Annotated in this window: 20 protein-coding genes; all 20 read left to right on the forward strand. The window is 64.1% G+C overall.

Annotation, left to right across the window (positions count from 1 at the left end):
* The first annotated feature begins 35 nt into the window (after nucleotides 1–35).
* Nucleotides 36–242, forward strand: a complete 207-nt coding sequence (locus RYZ18_RS13175; protein ID WP_317657339.1) for a hypothetical protein — start codon at nucleotides 36–38, stop codon at nucleotides 240–242.
* A 48-nt stretch (nucleotides 243–290) separates the two neighbouring features.
* Nucleotides 291–2,732, forward strand: a complete 2,442-nt coding sequence (locus RYZ18_RS13180) for a phage tail tape measure C-terminal domain-containing protein (protein ID WP_317657340.1) — start codon at nucleotides 291–293, stop codon at nucleotides 2,730–2,732.
* A 1-nt stretch (nucleotide 2,733) separates the two neighbouring features.
* Nucleotides 2,734–3,321 (forward strand): hypothetical protein, encoded by a 588-nt coding sequence (locus RYZ18_RS13185; protein WP_317657341.1) that lies wholly within the window; start codon nucleotides 2,734–2,736, stop codon nucleotides 3,319–3,321.
* The gene (locus RYZ18_RS13190) at nucleotides 3,321–3,881 is read left to right on the forward strand and encodes a hypothetical protein (protein ID WP_317657342.1); all 561 of its coding nucleotides are present in this window, start codon (nucleotides 3,321–3,323) and stop codon (nucleotides 3,879–3,881) included. The genes RYZ18_RS13185 and RYZ18_RS13190 overlap by 1 nt, the downstream gene beginning before the upstream one ends.
* A 2-nt stretch (nucleotides 3,882–3,883) precedes the next feature.
* On the forward strand, nucleotides 3,884–4,291 hold the full coding sequence (locus RYZ18_RS13195; protein WP_317657343.1) for a DUF6950 family protein: 408 nt from the start codon (nucleotides 3,884–3,886) through the stop codon (nucleotides 4,289–4,291).
* A gap of 15 nt (nucleotides 4,292–4,306) precedes the next feature.
* Nucleotides 4,307–6,853: a phage tail protein gene (locus tag RYZ18_RS13200; protein WP_292264658.1), complete on the forward strand. Its 2,547-nt coding sequence runs from the start codon at nucleotides 4,307–4,309 to the stop codon at nucleotides 6,851–6,853.
* Nucleotides 6,853–7,509, forward strand: a complete 657-nt coding sequence (locus RYZ18_RS13205; protein ID WP_317657344.1) for a tail fiber domain-containing protein — start codon at nucleotides 6,853–6,855, stop codon at nucleotides 7,507–7,509. The genes RYZ18_RS13200 and RYZ18_RS13205 overlap by 1 nt, the downstream gene beginning before the upstream one ends.
* A complete protein-coding gene (locus tag RYZ18_RS13210; protein WP_048599768.1) occupies nucleotides 7,506–7,817 on the forward strand; it encodes a phage holin family protein in 312 nt (103 codons plus the stop codon). The genes RYZ18_RS13205 and RYZ18_RS13210 overlap by 4 nt, the downstream gene beginning before the upstream one ends.
* Nucleotides 7,818–7,890: 73 nt before the next feature.
* Nucleotides 7,891–8,823, forward strand: a complete 933-nt coding sequence (locus RYZ18_RS13215; RefSeq protein WP_317657345.1) for a TIGR02594 family protein — start codon at nucleotides 7,891–7,893, stop codon at nucleotides 8,821–8,823.
* Nucleotides 8,820–9,038, forward strand: a complete 219-nt coding sequence (locus RYZ18_RS13220; RefSeq protein ID WP_317657346.1) for a hypothetical protein — start codon at nucleotides 8,820–8,822, stop codon at nucleotides 9,036–9,038. The genes RYZ18_RS13215 and RYZ18_RS13220 overlap by 4 nt, the downstream gene beginning before the upstream one ends.
* Nucleotides 9,035–9,292, forward strand: a complete 258-nt coding sequence (locus tag RYZ18_RS13225; RefSeq protein WP_317657347.1) for a hypothetical protein — start codon at nucleotides 9,035–9,037, stop codon at nucleotides 9,290–9,292. Before RYZ18_RS13220 ends, RYZ18_RS13225 begins: the two co-directional genes overlap by 4 nt.
* Before the next feature lie 135 nt (nucleotides 9,293–9,427).
* Entirely contained in the window at nucleotides 9,428–9,781 is a 354-nt protein-coding gene (locus RYZ18_RS13230; RefSeq protein ID WP_317657348.1) for a hypothetical protein, read from the forward strand.
* Nucleotides 9,778–9,984, forward strand: coding sequence for a hypothetical protein (locus RYZ18_RS13235; protein ID WP_089888665.1), 207 nt, complete (start codon nucleotides 9,778–9,780; stop codon nucleotides 9,982–9,984). The genes RYZ18_RS13230 and RYZ18_RS13235 overlap by 4 nt, the downstream gene beginning before the upstream one ends.
* Nucleotides 9,984–11,228, forward strand: coding sequence for a head decoration protein (locus tag RYZ18_RS13240; protein ID WP_317657349.1), 1,245 nt, complete (start codon nucleotides 9,984–9,986; stop codon nucleotides 11,226–11,228). The genes RYZ18_RS13235 and RYZ18_RS13240 overlap by 1 nt, the downstream gene beginning before the upstream one ends.
* Nucleotides 11,229–12,025: 797 nt before the next feature.
* The gene (locus tag RYZ18_RS13245) at nucleotides 12,026–12,418 is read left to right on the forward strand and encodes a tail fiber domain-containing protein (RefSeq protein ID WP_317657350.1); all 393 of its coding nucleotides are present in this window, start codon (nucleotides 12,026–12,028) and stop codon (nucleotides 12,416–12,418) included.
* Nucleotides 12,415–13,320: a hypothetical protein gene (locus RYZ18_RS13250; protein ID WP_317657351.1), complete on the forward strand. Its 906-nt coding sequence runs from the start codon at nucleotides 12,415–12,417 to the stop codon at nucleotides 13,318–13,320. Before RYZ18_RS13245 ends, RYZ18_RS13250 begins: the two co-directional genes overlap by 4 nt.
* Complete coding sequence (locus RYZ18_RS13255; RefSeq protein ID WP_317657352.1) at nucleotides 13,320–14,060, forward strand: hypothetical protein; 741 nt, start codon at nucleotides 13,320–13,322, stop codon at nucleotides 14,058–14,060. Before RYZ18_RS13250 ends, RYZ18_RS13255 begins: the two co-directional genes overlap by 1 nt.
* Nucleotides 14,050–14,343 carry a hypothetical protein gene (locus RYZ18_RS13260; protein ID WP_317657353.1) on the forward strand — a complete coding sequence of 98 codons (294 nt, stop codon included), beginning with the start codon at nucleotides 14,050–14,052 and terminating at the stop codon, nucleotides 14,341–14,343. Before RYZ18_RS13255 ends, RYZ18_RS13260 begins: the two co-directional genes overlap by 11 nt.
* Nucleotides 14,343–14,978: a hypothetical protein gene (locus tag RYZ18_RS13265; protein WP_317657354.1), complete on the forward strand. Its 636-nt coding sequence runs from the start codon at nucleotides 14,343–14,345 to the stop codon at nucleotides 14,976–14,978. The genes RYZ18_RS13260 and RYZ18_RS13265 overlap by 1 nt, the downstream gene beginning before the upstream one ends.
* The gene (locus RYZ18_RS13270; RefSeq protein WP_317657355.1) at nucleotides 14,978–16,198 is read left to right on the forward strand and encodes a radical SAM/SPASM domain-containing protein; all 1,221 of its coding nucleotides are present in this window, start codon (nucleotides 14,978–14,980) and stop codon (nucleotides 16,196–16,198) included. The genes RYZ18_RS13265 and RYZ18_RS13270 overlap by 1 nt, the downstream gene beginning before the upstream one ends.
* Nucleotides 16,199–16,266 lie beyond the last annotated feature (68 nt).

The raw sequence follows: 16,266 nt of genomic DNA on the forward strand, positions 1-16,266 counted from the left end.
AACCGCTGACCCTCGAGGGTTGGAGAGCCTGGGATTTGGTCCAGCGCCTTGGCGGACAGGTGCGCGTTGCTGGCGGCATGAGCGGCGGCGCTGTCCTCGGCTGGGACATGGGCGCAGCCCTCCAACTCGGGGCGGCCCTCGGGCTCTCGCCCCTAATCATCGCGGAACTGCTGCCGCCCATCGAGGCGGTGATGGTGCGCAAGATCAGTGAAACCATGCAGGCCGGATCAGGCCTGACCTGACCTCGTTTCCATTTGGAACGAGGTCTGACGCTTTTGAGGACGTCTTCCATGGCAGAGAAACGTGTATCCGTCCGGCTTTCCGCGACGGGCGGGCGCCAGGTTCGTGCCGAGTTGGAAGGCGTCGGAGAGGCCGGTGCGCGCGGCTTGGGGCGTCTCTCGCGCGAGATGGAACAAGCCAACGCACGCATGGCGGCTTTTGCCCGCCGGGCCCGGATCGCGGCGACTGCTGCGGCTACTGCCTTGGCCGGTGCCGTTGTCGCGATGACCCGCTCGACTGTGGCTGCGGCCAACGAAATCGGCCAACTCAGCCAGGTGGCTAATGCGACCCCGGAGGTCTTCCAGCGTTGGTCGGCTGCTTCGGCCACAGTGGGCATCGAGCAGGAAAAACTCGCGGATATTCTGAAGGACGTGAACGACCGGGTGGGCGACTTCCTGCAAACCGGCGGCGGCCCGATGGCGGATTTCTTCGAGAACATCGCGCTGCGCGTTGGCGTGACGGCCGATCAGTTTGCACGGCTATCCGGGCCTGAGGCGCTGCAACTCTATGTCGACAGCCTCGAGAGGGCGGGTGTCAGCCAACAGGAGATGACGTTTTATCTCGAGGCGATGGCCTCGGATGCCACGCGGCTGATCCCTCTGCTGCAAAACGGCGGGGCAGAGATGACCCGGCTCGGGGCGCAGGCGCAGGCGCTTGGGGCGGTGCTTGATGCAGATGCCATCGCCGCTATGCGCCGGTCGGAATTGGCGCTGGTCAGCATCGGCCAGGTGTTTACTGGCGTGCGCAACCGGATCGCCGTGGCGCTCGCCCCGTCTCTGGAGGCAGTGGCCAATGCGTTTGTCACCCTTGCGTCCAGCACCAGCCCGATCAGCCGGGCCTTTGATGCTGTGCTGGCCAACCTTGATCGGCTGGCCATCTACACGGGGACATTTGCCACCTTCCTCGCTGGACGCTGGGTCGCGGCGATGGCTGCCGCGGCGCTGTCAGTGCGCGGGCTCGCCACTACGCTGGTGGTGCTCAGAGGCGCCTTGATCCGCACCGGCATTGGCGTCCTGATCGTCGGCGCGGGCGAGCTGGTTTATTGGTTCACCCGGTTGGCCTCCAGTGCAGGCGGCTTTGGCGAAGCCATGGCCCTCTTGAAGGACGTCGCAGTCGAGGTCTGGGACCGGATCAAGATGGGGGCATCAAGCGTTGGGGCCGCGGCCACAGCCATGTTCTACGATCTGAAGGCTGATGCCGCTTCAGGCATGGCCGGCGCCATCGAGAGCGTCGTTAGCTTCGGCAACACCACCGCCAACACGTTTGAGGGCGCACTTTTGGCCGTGCGCGAGATTTGGTCGCGCTTGCCGGATGTGATCGGGGATCTGGTCTTCTCGGCTGCAAACCGCATGCTTGACGGGATCGAAGCCATGCTGAACGGCGCAATCCGCAGGATTGACGCGTTCACGGGTCGAATTCGCGATGCGCTGGCGGCGGTCGGGATCGAGACGACCTTTGGTCAGATCGGCGAAATCAGTCTCGATGACATCCCGAACCCGTTTGCCGGGGCCTCCGCAGATGCTGGAACGGCAGCGGCAAATGCCTTTCGCCGAGCCTTCGAAGATAGCCCGCTCACGGCCCCTGACCTTGGCCTTGACGCCATCGCGACCGAGGCACTGGCCACCGCGAACACGTACCGTCAGGCTGCGACCGATCTCGCCAATGGCGCGACGGTACCACTCACCTCCTGGGGTGCGCTGCGTGACGCCGTTGCCGGCACCGGCGAAGAAGGCGCAGCCGCGCTGGATGAGGCGACTGTCTCAGCAGATCGGCTGTCAGATGCTATGGGCCGAGCTGGTGGTGTAGCCGGGAGCGCTGGGGATCGGATCGCCACTGGGTGGCGTGCAGTCTCGGAGTCCCTTCAGGCCTATGCCACGGATGCTCTGAACTGGGGCAAAGGCCTCGGCGAGACATTGACCGGCGCTTTCAGTGGCGCGGAAAGCGCATTCCGAAGCTTCGTCGAGACCGGCAAGTTCGACTTCAAGGGCCTCGTGCGCTCAATCTTGGCGGACCTTGCGGTCCTGTCCTTCAAGCGCGCGGTGCTGGGGCCCATCGCCTCGGCGCTCTCGGGCATCTTCGGCGGCGGGTCCGTCGCGGCGGCCGTTTCGCATGCGGGCGGCATCGTAGGGTTATCGGGACACACTCGCTCGGTACCAGCGCTGGCGTTCGCGGCGGCGCCCCGGATGCATTCCGGCGGTTGGGCGGGTCTCCGCCCCGACGAGGTCCCGACGATCCTGCAGCGGGGAGAGCGGGTGCTGAACCGGCGAGAAGCGGCGAACTATGGTCGGGGCGGCAGCACTGGCGCGGGCGTCACCGTGAACATCGACGCGCGTGGGGCACAGATGGGCGTGGCCGAGCAGATCGACGCGCGCCTTCGCGCGGCCATTCCGGAAATCGCCCGCATTGCCAAGGAAAGCGTGGCCGATGGCCGACGCCGGGGTCAGGTGATCTGAAATGGCCATTCCTGTTTTGCCGCTGACGCTCGTCACCTCGCTCGAGCGGCGGCTGGTCACGTCGGTCGCCGAGGCCCGTTCGCCATTCACCGGCACGTCCCAAATCCAGGACTGGGGTGCCTCCTGGTGGGAATACCAGATCGAAATGGCGGTGACACAGGGGGCGAAGGCCCGACGGTTATCGGCATTTTTTACGGCCCTTGGTGGATTGCGGGGTCGGTTCCTCTTCCCCGATCCTTCGATCGAGCTGCCGGTGGCAGCGGGCAATCCCTATGTCACCGAGGCGCAGGTCGCTGGGGCATCCACCCTTCGCACGGCCGGTTGGGGACTTGGGCTTCGCGCGGGGGATTTCTTACAGCTGGGTTCGGATGCCACCACCCGGCTTTATCAGCTGACGGCGGATGTGACGCCCATCGGCAGTGAGGCGATGCTCGCCTTCGTGCCGCCGCTCCGGGCCTCCGTGCCGGTCGGAACGCTGCTCGGCCTTGATGCCCCGTCGGTTCTTTTGCGGCTGACGTCACCGGTTCCCTCAGTCATCGGCCGGGCGGATCAGCACCGATTTACAATCTCAGCGCGGGAGGCAGTCTAATGAGCCGCGATTTGACCCTCGCCTTCGCCACTGCGCTGGCTGATCAAAGCCTCAGACCGGTCATCTTCTTCGAGGGCGAGTTTGCGACGGGCTGGGTCCGGATCTGGTCAGGGCTGGGAGAGGTGAATTGGAACGGTCAAAGCTGGGCCGGGGCTGGGTCGCTTCTGGGCCTCGGCTCGCTCGATGAAACCGGGGAGGTCGTGGCCGGCGGCACCGCCGTCTCGCTTTCCGGCCTGCCGCTGGACCTCGTGCAGATGGCCATCGATGAAGCGCGTCAGGGCCTGCCGGGCCGGATCTGGCTGGGGCTTCTAACTGAGGATGGCGGCATCATCGCCGATCCGGTTCAGGCCTTCTCAGGCAGGCTCGATATCCCGGAAATCAAGGATGACGCCGACACCTGCACGATCACCATCAGCTATGAAAACCGTCTGATCGACCTGACCGTGGCGCGGACCTGGCGCTACACCCATGAAAGCCAACAGGTGCTGTTCCCGGGCGACCTTGGCTTCGAATATGTGACCGCGATCCAGGATCGCGAAATCACCTGGGGGCGTGGATAGACATGACCCGCGTTGATCACTGGGATCGCCTACTGGCCGCAGCCATCGATACGGCACGGGCAAAGCCCTTCGTTTGGGGCGTTCATGACTGCCCGACCTTCGCTTTTGAGGTCCGCATGATACTGACCGGCGGTGAGGACATCGCGGCCCTCTGGCGCGGGCGCTACACCACCGCGCTCGGCGGCGAGCGTGTGATGCGCCGCCTGGGCTGGGCCTCGCTCGAGGAGATGGGCAGCTCCCTTTTGGGAGAACCACGCCAAGCCGTTCTGCTTGCGCAACGCGGCGACATCGTACTGGCCGATACCGGCCTTGGGTTTGGCATTTGCAACGGGGCCTCGGCCGTTGGCATGGCGCCGGAGGGCCTCGTGACCGTACCGCTCACCTCTTGCCGGCTTGCCTGGCCCATCTAAATACGGACCCAATTCATGCCCTTCATCGTGACAGCCGTCACCGCGATCGCGGGGGCGATCAGCGGCGTACTGGCTGCAGGCGGAATTGGCGCGGCACTCTTGCGGATCGGCGGGACGCTGCTTCTGTCTTATGCGGCGCAGGCCCTGATGCCGAAACCGCAGACGACGATGCAGCCGCGGACGGTGACGATCCGCGAGCCCGTGGTGCCGCGCGATCTCGTCTATGGCCGCACCCGCAAGGGCGGGGTCATCGTCTTCCTGCACTCCTCGGGGTCGGACAACAAGTTCCTCGATCTGGTGATCGTGCTGGCCACGCATCGGGTCAAATCGATCGGGGCCATCTATTTTGAAGGCGAAGTGGCGGTGAATGCCGCCGGGACCGCGCAGGGGCGCTGGGCCGGAAAGGTCGTTGTCGAAAAGAAACTGGGCGCCGCCAACCAGACCGCCTTCGCGGGCCTGAAATCCGCGCTGCCCGACAAATGGACGGAAAACCATCGGCTGCGGGGCTGTGCTGCGATCCGGCTGCGCCTCACCTATGATCAGGATGCCTTCCCGGGCGGGATCCCAAACATCACGGTGGATCTGGAGGGCAAGGACGATATCTGGGACCCGCGGACGCAAACCGCAGGCTATTCCGAGAACCCCGCCCTCTGCCTTGCCGACTATATGGCCAACACGACCTGGGGCATTGGCGCGCGCATCGGCCAGCCAGACGGGATCGACGAGATGTCCCTCGTGGAAGCCGCCAATATCTGTGACGAGACCGTCCCACTCGCGGGTGGCGGGTTCGAACCGCGTTACGCCTGCAATGGGGTGATCACCCTCTCGGAGGTCCCGAAGACGATCATCGAGGGGATGCTGTCGTCCTTCGCCGGGCGCTGCGCCTTCTCGGGCGGGGCCTGGCGTATCCACGCGGGGGCGTGGCGCGCGCCGGATGTCGCGCTGACCTCGGACCATGTCCGCGAAGGCGGGCTGACCTTGGCGACACGCGTCACGATGTCGTCGAACTTCAACGGCGTGCGCGGACAGTTCGTCAGCCCCGAGAACGATTGGCAGCCGGATGACTTCCCGGCTTACGCCTCGGATGTTTACCTCGCAGAGGACGGCGGTGAGCGGAAATGGCGCGATATCTCGCTGCCCTTCACGATCTCTGCCTCGATGGCGCAGCGGCTTGCAAAGATCGAACTTGAACGCGCGCGACGGCAGATGACGGTGCGGCTCTCGGGCAAGCTTTCGGCTTGGGCGGCCACCGTCGGAGATGTGGTGACGCTGTCCTACGCCCGCTGGGGCTTTGCCGCCAAACCCTTCGAGGTGCATGGGGTGAGCCTCGATTTGACGGCCTCGGGCGATGGCGCACTGCTCCTGCCGGAACTGGTCCTGCGCGAGACCTCGCCATTGGTCTATGACTGGTCGGCGTCCGAGCAGCAGATCTACGCAGCTGCCCCACGGACGGCGCTGCCCAATGCTTACGACATCCCGGCACCCGGCGCACCGCAGGTCACCGAGGACCTCTATGTGACGCGGGACGGCGGGGGGCTGAAGGTGCTCGCGAAAATCAGTTGGGAGGCGGCACCTTCCGGGTTTGTCGCGGCCTATCAGCTGCAGGGCAAACTTTCTGGCGGGGCCGACTGGATCGACTATGGCCGCACCGACGGAACTGCGCTTGAAATTCGCGACATCGCGCCGGGGGCTTGGGCTTTCCGGGTAAAAGCGATCTCGGTTCTGGGCGTTTCTTCGCCTTGGCAACGGACCGAGGCAGAGATCCTCGGGCTAACTGCCCCGCCAGCACAGCTCGAGAATGTGACGCTCCAAACGGCCGGCGGCCTTGCGATCCTGAAATGGACCCGCTCGGCCGATCCCGATGTTCGCGTGGGCGGCAACATCGTCATCCGGCATTCCAAGGAAGCGACGGCCACCTGGTCCGACAGCTATTCGATGGACCGGGTCTCCGGCAGCGAAGCCATCGCCGTCGTGCCTCTGAAACCTGGCACCTACCTGGTGCGCGCCGAGGACAGCGGCGGCCGTGCCGGTCCTGAAACCAGGGTCTCAACCAAGGGCGCGCAGGTGCTTGCCTTCTCGACTTTGGACTTCCTGCAGGCTGATCCCGGCTTCGTCGGCCCGAAATCAGGGCTACAGGTTACGGGTTCGAACCTGACGCTCGCCACGGCGACCGCGAATGGTGTGACGCAGGTCAGCACGATGGACGGCCAATACGCCTTTGCCGCCGGTCTTGATCTTGGCGCCGTGAAGCGCGTGCGACTGCGCTCGGAAATCGGCGTGGCGGCACTCGCGTTGAATGACCGCATCGATGCCCGCACCGCGCTGATGGACACATGGGCCGACTTTGACGGATCGGCCGGTGCAGAAATCGACGTGCTCTTCGAGATCCGCGAGACCGACGACGATCCGGCCGCATCGCCCAACTGGGGCCCCTGGGGTCGTCTCGACAACCACGAAATCGAAGCCCGCGCGGTAGAGGCGCGGGCGTTTCTCACGACGAAGGATGCGTCCTACACGCCCATCGTCAGCCAATTGCGGCTCTATGCCGATAAGGTCGCGTAATGCCCCAGACATCCAGCTTCGTGATCGCCAACGACGCGGGCGCGGCCGTTCGGGCGCGCATCAATGAGGTGATCGCGGCCCTGCAATCGACGAGTGCGGGGGCCTTGGCGCCAACGGCAACCACGGCTGGCATGCTCTGGGTCGATACCTCGGTCTCTCCGCCGGTTCTGCGTCGCCGGAACGCCACGAACACGGGCTGGGACGCGCTTCTCGATGCGGCCGGCAATCTGGCGGGGCTCGCGAACACCGCCGTGGCACGCACGAACCTCGGGCTCGGGACCATGGCGACCAAGTCGGCGGCGGATTACGACGCGGCGATCGCGGCGAAGGCTGCGCTCGCTGGCGCGACCTTCACCGGCGTCGTCACGGCCCCGAACTTCGTCTCCTCGTCTGATATCAGGCTGAAATCCGATGTGGAGACCATCGTCGACGCGCTGGCCTTGGTCAGCGCCTTGCGCGGGGTGCGCTTCACCATGGATGGCAGCCGCCAGATCGGCGTCATCGCCCAGGAGGTCGAGACTGTGCTGCCCGAGGTGGTCCGCGACAATGAGGCGGGCCAGCTCTCCGTCGCTTACGGCAATATCACCGGCCTCTTGATCGAGGCCGTCAAGGAACTGGCCGCCCGGGTGGCGGCGCTCGAGGAGGCACGCCCATGAATGACGGTGGGTTCATCGACATGATCAACTCGTTCTTCGGTGGGGCCGTGACCACGCTGATCGGTGCCTTTACCGGACGGCTGATGTGGCATTCGGGGGAGGTAAAGCTCGGCAACCGCCGCTTTTTCGGCAAGGAACTCCTCTGGGAAATCCCCGTCGCCGTCGGCATGGCGCTGATCGGGGAGGCAGCAGCACGCTATATCGGCCTCTCGCAGCCCGTCTCGACCGGGTTCGTCGCAACCCTCGCTTATCTTGGCCCACGTGGGGCGGAAGCACTGCTGGCCGCCTGGCTCTGCCGTAAAAAGTAACACGCCCACCACTCACAAAATCCTATTCGCCGTCCCATCTGGGGCGGCGTTTTGCTTTGCATGGGAGACAACCATGACGCCGTTCGATATCGCCCGCAGCTACATCGGCACGACCGAGGGGCCGGGCCCCGCCGACAATCCCGTCATCATGGAGATGTATGACTCGGTCGGTCACGACTGGGTCGAGCATGACTCTGTGGCCTGGTGCGCAGCCTTCGTCGGACACTGCCTCGAGCGGGCCGGGATACGCTCGACCCGCAAGCTGACGGCACGGTCTTACCTCGAGTGGGGCGTCCCCATCGAGGTGGTGGACGCCCAGCAAGGCGATATCGGCGTGATCCCCCGCGGCTCGTCCAGCTGGCAGGGCCATGTGTTCTTCATCGACCGGATCGAGGGACAATGGGTCTGGGGCCTTGGTGGCAATCAGAACGACGCCGTCAATGTGAAGCGCTACCCGGTCTCAAAGCTCCTCGGGATACGGCGCGCGGGCAATGTCGCGCCTGTCGTGACGATGTCAGTCGAGGCGGTGCAAGGACGTCTGAAGGAGCTCGGCTATCACGAGGTGGGTCAGATCGATGGAAAGATCGGGCCGCGCACCCGCGCTGCCATCCTGGCCTTTCGCGATGACAACAGCCTGCCGCTTTTGCCGATCATCGACGCGGCGCTGACCAAAGCTCTGGAGAATGCCGCCCCTCGCGAAATCGCTCCTGTGCGTGCATCCGGCGCGCCTGCAGAAAGCCGGATCGTAACAGCGTCCAATGCGCAGATCGGTCTCGGTGTCATTGGCGCGGCGGGATCGATCGGCAGCCAGGTCGCACCTGCACTCATGGAGGCCGAACAGGCCCGCGATATGGCCGGGCGCGTGTTCACCTTGGTCGGGCTAGAAAGCTGGCTCTCCAATGCCCTGCCATGGATCGGCGCGGCCGTGTTCGTCGGCGTCATCATCTACGCGCTGCGCGCCAAGGAGGCCCGGATTGACGACTATCGCTCGGGGAAAACGCCATGACCTGGGTCTTGATCGTTGTCTCCTGCATCGCAGGCGACAGCCTGCCTGACTGCGGCAGTGGGATCAGCTCAGTTCGCTTTCCCGACTTTATCGCCTGCGAAGATGCCGCTGTCCGTACGCATGAACACGTGCGGGCCAGCGCCGATGCGCGCGGGCAAACCGTACTGCTGCTCGATACGCGCTGCTTGGCCCTCTCTCCGGGGGCACCCGCATGAGTGCCATCCTGACCATGCTGTTCGCGGGCCTTGGTCGGCGCTTCGCCTATTGGGGCGCGCTCATCGCCGCGGTGTGCATCGCCGTCTGGATCCTGCTCCGGCAGGGCAAGCACGCCGCAGAGGCCGACCTAGCCATCCGCCGCGCCGATGCCCGTGTTCGCGCACTGCAAACGTCCAAGGAAATCCGTCATGACCTTCAAAACACTGATCGTGCCGATCTTGAGCGTCGGGCTGATCGCTGGATGCGCGATTGACCCGCGGGGTTTGCGGGACGATTGCGATTGGGCCGAGCCTATTCGCCCTTCGCGTCAGGACGTTCTGAGCGATGACACTCTGGCGCAGATCGTCGCCCATAACGAGGTAGGCGCGCGGCTCTGCGGGTGGCAGCCATGACAATCGCTACTTTAAGCGAGGGCCCGGCCATTCTCATCGGCTACGCTTGGCGGCTGCAGATTGAAGCCGAGGCACCGGTTTTTGCAGACGGTGCAAGCTATGCCGGCCATCTGCGCCTCAAACCCAGTGACCCGACGCTGCTTGCAGAGCTGTCTAGCGCTGATGGCGGGATACAGCACATCACAGGAACTGTGTTGGAACTGTCTTTGACGCCTTCCCAAACCGCAGGGCTCTCGCCTGGGCGCGTGGTGCTGGATTTGGTGCGCACTGATCTCGAGCCAGACCTGCACTTGGGCTTCCTTCTCGAAATCCCCGTGATGTTGCCGGTGACGCGAGGGCTGAGCCCATGAGTGAAGCGATCCGGCAAACAGGCCCGATCACCATCACCGCGCCGATCAAGGTGCGTGTTGTAAACGGGCCATTCCGTATTCGGCTTGGCGGCCAGCCAGGCCCGCAGGGGGCGACCGGCCCACAGGGCGACAAGGGCGATCAAGGTGATCCGGGCATCACGATCCTGCCCACCGACGCCCCCATCAATGGAGGATTTTTCTGATGGCCAATACGATCCAGCTGAAACGCCGCGTCTCGGGCGTGGCGGGCGCGCCCGCTGCACTGAAATCCGGTGAGCTTGCCCATAACGAGGTCGACAACACGGTGTATGTCGGCAAGGGCGACGACGGGTCTGGCATTGCGACTTCCATCGTCCCTGTCGCAGGTAGCGGTGGGTTTGTTGCGCTCACTGGCACCCAGACTATTGGTGGGGCCAAGACCTTCTCGCTCGTGCCGAAGTCCAGCCAAGATGCCAGTGCCGCCACTGACCTCGTGCGCAAGTCGCAACTGGATGCTGGACTGGCCACGAAAGCCGCGCTCAGCCACAGCCACGCCATTGCTGATGTCACCGGTCTGCAGGGCGCGCTCGATGCCAAGCTCGGCGCGACTGCGAATGCGGCCTCGGCGAGCAAGCTTTCCACCGCCCGCACCATTGCACTCGCGGGCGATCTCTCCGGATCCGTGAGCTTCGACGGCTCGGCCAATGTCACCATCACGGCCGCTGTGACCGATGACAGCCATGCCCATGTGATTGCAAATGTTGACGGGCTGCAGGCAGCACTCGACGCTAAGGCACCGCTTGCCTCGCCCGCGCTGACAGGCACGCCGACCGCGCCCACGGCGGCTTCGGGCACAAACACCACGCAGGTGGCAACGACAGCCTTCGTGCAGCAGGCCATCGTCGACTTCGGCCCCGGCGATATGCTGGCCGCAACCTATGACACCGATGGCGACGGCAAGGTCGATGCGGCGGAGGTAGCCGATGCCGCGCCCTGGGCCGGGATCACCGGCAAGCCCACCAGCTTTCCGCCCTCGACCCACAGCCACGCGATCTCTCAAGTTACAGGTCTTCAGAACGCGCTCGATGCCAAAGCTGCATTGGCATCGCCGGCTCTGACCGGCACGCCGACTGCACCGACGGCAGTTACGGGCACCAACACGACGCAGGTCGCGACGACCGCCTTTGTGGCTGCTGCGATCGGCGCGTTGATCGATGCGGCCCCAGGCGCGATGGACACGCTGAACGAATTGGCGGCGGCTCTCGGGGACGATCCGAACTTTGCAACAACCGTAACCAACGCTCTTGCAGGCAAGCTCTCTGCCGCATCGAACCTGTCTGACCTCCCGAACAAGGCAACGTCGCGCTCGAACCTCGGGCTGGGCTCCATCGCCACGCAAGCCGCAAGCAGTGTCGCGATCACGGGTGGGTCGATCAACGGGATCATTCTTGATGGCGGGACCTTTTGACCATGGCAAACACCGTTTTGGTCAAACGCACCACCGTGGCTGGCCGGGTGCCCAGCACGGCGCAACTCGCTGCCGGAGAACTCGCCGTCAATGTTACCGACGGAAAGCTCTTCCTCAAACGCATCTCGGGATCGGAAACGGTCGTCGAACTGGGGCAAACAGGACCGCAAGGGCCCGCTGGCCCAACCGGGCCTCAAGGTGCGACTGGGCCCCAGGGCGCAACCGGACCTGCAGGGACCAAGGGGGATACCGGTGCAACGGGACCGCAAGGCCCAACAGGTGCCACGGGCCCAACACCGGCCCATCAATGGTCTGGTACAAGCCTTCGGTTCTATACCGGCACCGCCTGGGGCGCTTATGTCAATCTCAAGGGGGAAACTGGTGCCACAGGGGCAACCGGTGCAACTGGCCCTCAGGGCGACACCGGCCCAACTGGACCGCAAGGTCCGGCAGGGCCGACCGGGGCAACAGGCCCAAAAGGTGACACAGGCGCAACAGGTCCTCAGGGTCCGACGGGCGCCACAGGACCGACACCAGCGCATCAATGGTCCGGCACCAGTCTGCGTTTTTTCAACGGATCGACCTGGGGTGCTTACGTAAATCTGAAAGGCGCAACCGGTGCGACGGGGGCAACCGGTGCGACGGGAGCCAAGGGTGATACTGGCGCCACTGGCCCGACAGGACCCCAGGGACCTGCGGGTCCCACGGGTGCCACCGGGCCTACGGGTCCACAAGGCCCCGCGGGGGCCGATGGATCTCCCGACACGGCCGCGCAGGTACGTGCCAAACTGGTGACAGTGGATGGCTCTGGCTCTGGAATTGATGCCGACCTGCTGGATGGCAGCCACGCCAGCGCCTTTGCCCGCCTGTCGGGAGCGACGTTCTCAGGCACGGTGACAGCGCCGAACTTTGTCTCCTCCTCAGATGCGCGTCTCAAATCTGACATCGCGCCCATCGCAGATGCGCTCGCCAAGGTACAAGCGCTCAACGGCGTCACCTTCACAATGACAGGTAGTGACACGCGGCAGATGGGCCTCATCGCACAGGACGTGCAGGCGGTTTCGCCGGAGGCCGTGGTCGAGACGGAGGGCGTGCTGCGCCTCGCTTACGGCAATCTCGTGGGCCTCCTCGTGGAGGCCATCAAGGACCTCGCTCAGGAGGTCGACCAGCTGAAAAGGAGCGCGTCATGATCGAGACCGGGCTGCATGTCATCTACAACACAGGCTCGCGGTTGCATTACGCCGTCGATGTGCAAGAGAGCTATGCGGGGATTGCGGTCTTCATTCCGTGCGATGCCGAAGACGGAATGAGGGACGGCGTTGGTGTCATGGCTTGGGCTGATCTCGCAGCTGAACTTGCGACGCCCTATGATTATGCTGATGGCGCGGGCTTCGTCGATCTGCGCGGCAACGGGATCTTCGTTCCGGACCTGCCGGGCTGCCCACATGGCGGGATTTACAAGGGACGCTCCTACGTCTTTCCAGACGGTATGCGGGGTCACGACGAGATCACCGATCACGCTCTGATCGACATCATGACCGACAATGCGGGGTTTCCGCAGCCCTGGCGCAATCGTTTCGCCCAATCGGCGCGCGAGAAGGTCGACCTGTCGTTTCGGCACCGTGCGCGCATGCAGGCCTCGAATGCGCTGGTGATCTTCATGCCGATCAAGGGGCCGCTATCCTCGGCCCGGATTGAGATCCTTTGCGATCAGGACCCGATCCTGCTGAACGGCACCACCGTTGCTGGCCGGATCGATGACGCGACGATCCCGAATGACGGGCAGTGGTTCAAGCAGTTCTACTTCCACGCCGTGGCGACCGAGACGGTGACTGTGACCGCGGGAGGGCGCGCTTATGTGCCGATCGCGCTGCGCTGGAATGGAGATGGCGCGCCCTGCGCCCATGAGTTGGCGCTTAAGCTCGAGAGTGACGCCGGTTATCTGCCGAAGCGGCGTCTGATGACGGATGCGAACGGGGTCGGCAGCTTTGCCGTCGAAGCCCTGGGGCTCAGCCCAGGCGACCAGATCGCGGTCAAGATCAACACCGAGCATTACACCGCGATCGGCAAGATCGTGTTGGAGGTGGTCTGATGGAAATCGCGACCACGACCGAGTTCCAGCTGATCTATCCCGCCTTCGTCATGCACAAGCACTGGGACATGCCCGAGGGCTTCAATGACCGCCTCCACGCGTTGGCGGCCGTGGATGCGCTAGCGAACCGCATTCGGGAAGAGGGCGACGAGCGCAATGTGGGCGACCAGACCAACCATCTCGGGCATCTGCGTCACAACTTCCTCATGGACCGGCAGGACCCAGCGATCGCCGTGCTGGCGCAGATGGTGGCGGCCGGGGTGCGCGAATACCTGCAGTTGGCCTATGGGTACGAGCACGCAGGCGAAATCGCCATGATGTCGGACACCTTCTGGCAGCGGCGCGCGTCGCGCGAGAACGTCGGCATCAATGCCCACACCCATATCCAGACCGACATCGTCTGCACCTATTACCCGCGGGTCGTGTTGGACGCCGATTGTCCCAAGACCTCGCTGCATCGCGGGGCGGTAAGGTTTTACGATCCCGCGAATGTCGGCAAGCGGCTTTGGCCCTGCCAGAACCCGGACGCCTATGTCGGCGGCTGGTATGCGGTCGAGCCAAGGACGGGCTCGATGCTGGTCTTCGAAGGGCATGTGCCCCACGACAGCACATACTTCGAGGGCGAGGAGCGGATGTGCATCCCGGTCCTCTGCGCCCTCGATCTTCCGAATTCCCATTGCAAGGCCGGGCTCACCGAAATCCTGGCCCATCAGGCGCAAGGAGGCAGCCATGGCCTATAAGGTCGGAACGACCATCGTGATCGATGATAGCGGAAACGTGGACTGGTCGCGCATCGCCAACAAGCCTGCGATCGGCACGGGCGACATTACCGCCGTCTCGGTCAGCAACACGACGCCCACGTCCGGGCAGAGCCTCGGCGGCATCCTCTATCAGAACTGCGGGGGCGGTGCCTGCACGTCGAACTGCTATGTCGGCTCGCTCTCGGGCGGCGGTAGCACCGGGGCGGTCACCATCACGGCGAACCGCCAATTCTTCAACTGCAACTGCAACTGCCGGTGCTGATGATGGAAATCCGAAGCACGAGTATCGATCTCTGGCCGACGCGGGTCACGTTTTTCGAAACGCCAGTCGACTGGGCGGTGAACCGGCAACTGGCCGACGAGGCCATCGCCGCAATTGAGGCCGCCGGCAACGGGTCGATGGCCAACGCAGCAAAGCGCCGCACGCGCGGCATTTTGGAGAAAAGCGACGCAGGTCAGACCTTGAAAGTCCATCTCTTCGCCTGCGCGCGCGCTGTCCTCGGCCCTTGGGCCAAATACCTCGACCTCGACCACTGCGAAAACCGTGCCCTCGTCATCGAGCCCGGTGGCTTCATCTCAACCCACAAGGACAGCCGCGAGGGGGATCTCACCTGCGTGCACTTCCTGATCGGTGGCGGGGTGGGCCAGCCGGTGAACAGCGTGGGCACCCCGCGCTTCGTGATCGAGGATCCGTCGCGATATTTCGATGAGGGGCGGCTGCCTTATGAGAGCCGCCATGGTTTCTCTGTCAATCCGCGGCCGGGGCTCTCGGTCTTCTTCCCCTCCCATATCCCCCACAACCAGCACCCCTATGAGGGGAGCACGCCCCATGTGCAGGTCGTTGCGAACTTCCGGGTCAACCTGCCAACGGCGATTGAAGAAAGGCTGTTCGACTGATGTGGTTTGATCTGACACTGGAAGCGCGTGACGGCAGCCGCCACCACGTACGCTACAACCCGCACACATCGGAATGCGAGGGGCTGCCGCTGCCGATCGAGCCGGGGATTTTTGCACCGGTCGCCCGCGTGGCCAAAGATAAGCCCCTCGGAAAATCTCGCGCACCGCGCGTGCTGAAAATCCAACTCGGGCTCTCATGCAACTATGCCTGCAGCTATTGCAGCCAAGCATTCCAGATCGCTGACGCGACGGTCTCGAAGCTGGCCGATGTCGAGCACTTCCTGACCCAGCTCGACGGCTGGATTACCGACGCCCCGGAAAAGATCGAGCTCTGGGGCGGGGAGCCTTTCCTCTACTGGGCCAAAATCAAGCGGCTGATCCCGGCGCTGGCAGAGCGCTTTCCGGCGGCGCGGTTCTCGATCGTGACGAACGGTTCGATCCTCTCCCGCGAAAAGCTCGACTTCATCGCCAAACACGACGTTGAAATCACGATATCGCATGATGGGCCAGGGCAGCATCTGCGCGGGCCGGATCCGTTCGACGATCCTGACAAGGGCCACTGGATCCAAACCCTGTTGGCCGAGCGCCCCGAAAAGACCGGGTTCAATGCTGTGCTAACGCGCCAGCATCATGACCTTCGGGCCCTCAAGGCATGGTTCGCCGAGAAGGTCGGGCCGGACATCTTCGTCGGTCTCGAGGGCGTCGTGAATGTCTATGACGCCGCGACCGCCATCGGGACAGGGCGGTTCGAGCCGGCCGAGTTGAACAGCCTGACCCGCTCGATCTTCGAAGCACTAGTTGAGGACCCGAACGCCTTCGGTCTCGGGGAGCGCATCAACGAATTTTATGCCTCGATCCAGCGCCGGCGGCCGATTGAGGCCCTCGGCCAGAAATGCGGCATGGACAGCCCGGACGCCATCGCCGTCGACCTGCGCGGGAACGTCATGACCTGCCAGAACACCGGTGCGAAGGGCGTGCACAAGATCGGTCATGTCGCCGACTTTGACGCCATCGCGCTCGATACCGCGACGCACTTTGCATTCCGGGACGAGTGCATGTCATGCCCCGTCGTTCAGCTCTGCAAGGGATCCTGCATGTTCCTCGAGGGGGAGTTCTTCAAGCAGAGCTGCGCCAACGAGTTTGCATTCAATATGGGGATCCTGATGGCGGCAGTCTGGCATTTGACGGGGATGGTGGTGAGGGAAACCCGTGAAGTATGATTTCAGAACGATTCTTCTTTATTTTCTTGCGCAAAATTCGTAAAATCATCTACGCAAAGTAAAATACA

The organism is Roseovarius sp. 10, from assembly GCF_033100315.1.
In the GTDB taxonomy this organism is placed as follows: Bacteria; Pseudomonadota; Alphaproteobacteria; order Rhodobacterales; family Rhodobacteraceae; genus M30B80.

Coding starts and splice junctions, on each gene's coding strand:
- RYZ18_RS13180 (WP_317657340.1), top strand. CDS start 291: ATGGCAGAGAAACGTGTATCCGTCCGGCTTTCCGCGACGGGCGGGCGC.
- RYZ18_RS13185 (WP_317657341.1), top strand. CDS start 2,734: ATGGCCATTCCTGTTTTGCCGCTGACGCTCGTCACCTCGCTCGAGCGG.
- RYZ18_RS13190 (WP_317657342.1), top strand. CDS start 3,321: ATGAGCCGCGATTTGACCCTCGCCTTCGCCACTGCGCTGGCTGATCAA.
- RYZ18_RS13195 (WP_317657343.1), top strand. CDS start 3,884: ATGACCCGCGTTGATCACTGGGATCGCCTACTGGCCGCAGCCATCGAT.
- RYZ18_RS13200 (WP_292264658.1), top strand. CDS start 4,307: ATGCCCTTCATCGTGACAGCCGTCACCGCGATCGCGGGGGCGATCAGC.
- RYZ18_RS13205 (WP_317657344.1), top strand. CDS start 6,853: ATGCCCCAGACATCCAGCTTCGTGATCGCCAACGACGCGGGCGCGGCC.
- RYZ18_RS13210 (WP_048599768.1), top strand. CDS start 7,506: ATGAATGACGGTGGGTTCATCGACATGATCAACTCGTTCTTCGGTGGG.
- RYZ18_RS13215 (WP_317657345.1), top strand. CDS start 7,891: ATGACGCCGTTCGATATCGCCCGCAGCTACATCGGCACGACCGAGGGG.
- RYZ18_RS13220 (WP_317657346.1), top strand. CDS start 8,820: ATGACCTGGGTCTTGATCGTTGTCTCCTGCATCGCAGGCGACAGCCTG.
- RYZ18_RS13225 (WP_317657347.1), top strand. CDS start 9,035: ATGAGTGCCATCCTGACCATGCTGTTCGCGGGCCTTGGTCGGCGCTTC.
- RYZ18_RS13230 (WP_317657348.1), top strand. CDS start 9,428: ATGACAATCGCTACTTTAAGCGAGGGCCCGGCCATTCTCATCGGCTAC.
- RYZ18_RS13235 (WP_089888665.1), top strand. CDS start 9,778: ATGAGTGAAGCGATCCGGCAAACAGGCCCGATCACCATCACCGCGCCG.
- RYZ18_RS13240 (WP_317657349.1), top strand. CDS start 9,984: ATGGCCAATACGATCCAGCTGAAACGCCGCGTCTCGGGCGTGGCGGGC.
- RYZ18_RS13250 (WP_317657351.1), top strand. CDS start 12,415: ATGATCGAGACCGGGCTGCATGTCATCTACAACACAGGCTCGCGGTTG.
- RYZ18_RS13255 (WP_317657352.1), top strand. CDS start 13,320: ATGGAAATCGCGACCACGACCGAGTTCCAGCTGATCTATCCCGCCTTC.
- RYZ18_RS13260 (WP_317657353.1), top strand. CDS start 14,050: ATGGCCTATAAGGTCGGAACGACCATCGTGATCGATGATAGCGGAAAC.
- RYZ18_RS13265 (WP_317657354.1), top strand. CDS start 14,343: ATGATGGAAATCCGAAGCACGAGTATCGATCTCTGGCCGACGCGGGTC.
- RYZ18_RS13270 (WP_317657355.1), top strand. CDS start 14,978: ATGTGGTTTGATCTGACACTGGAAGCGCGTGACGGCAGCCGCCACCAC.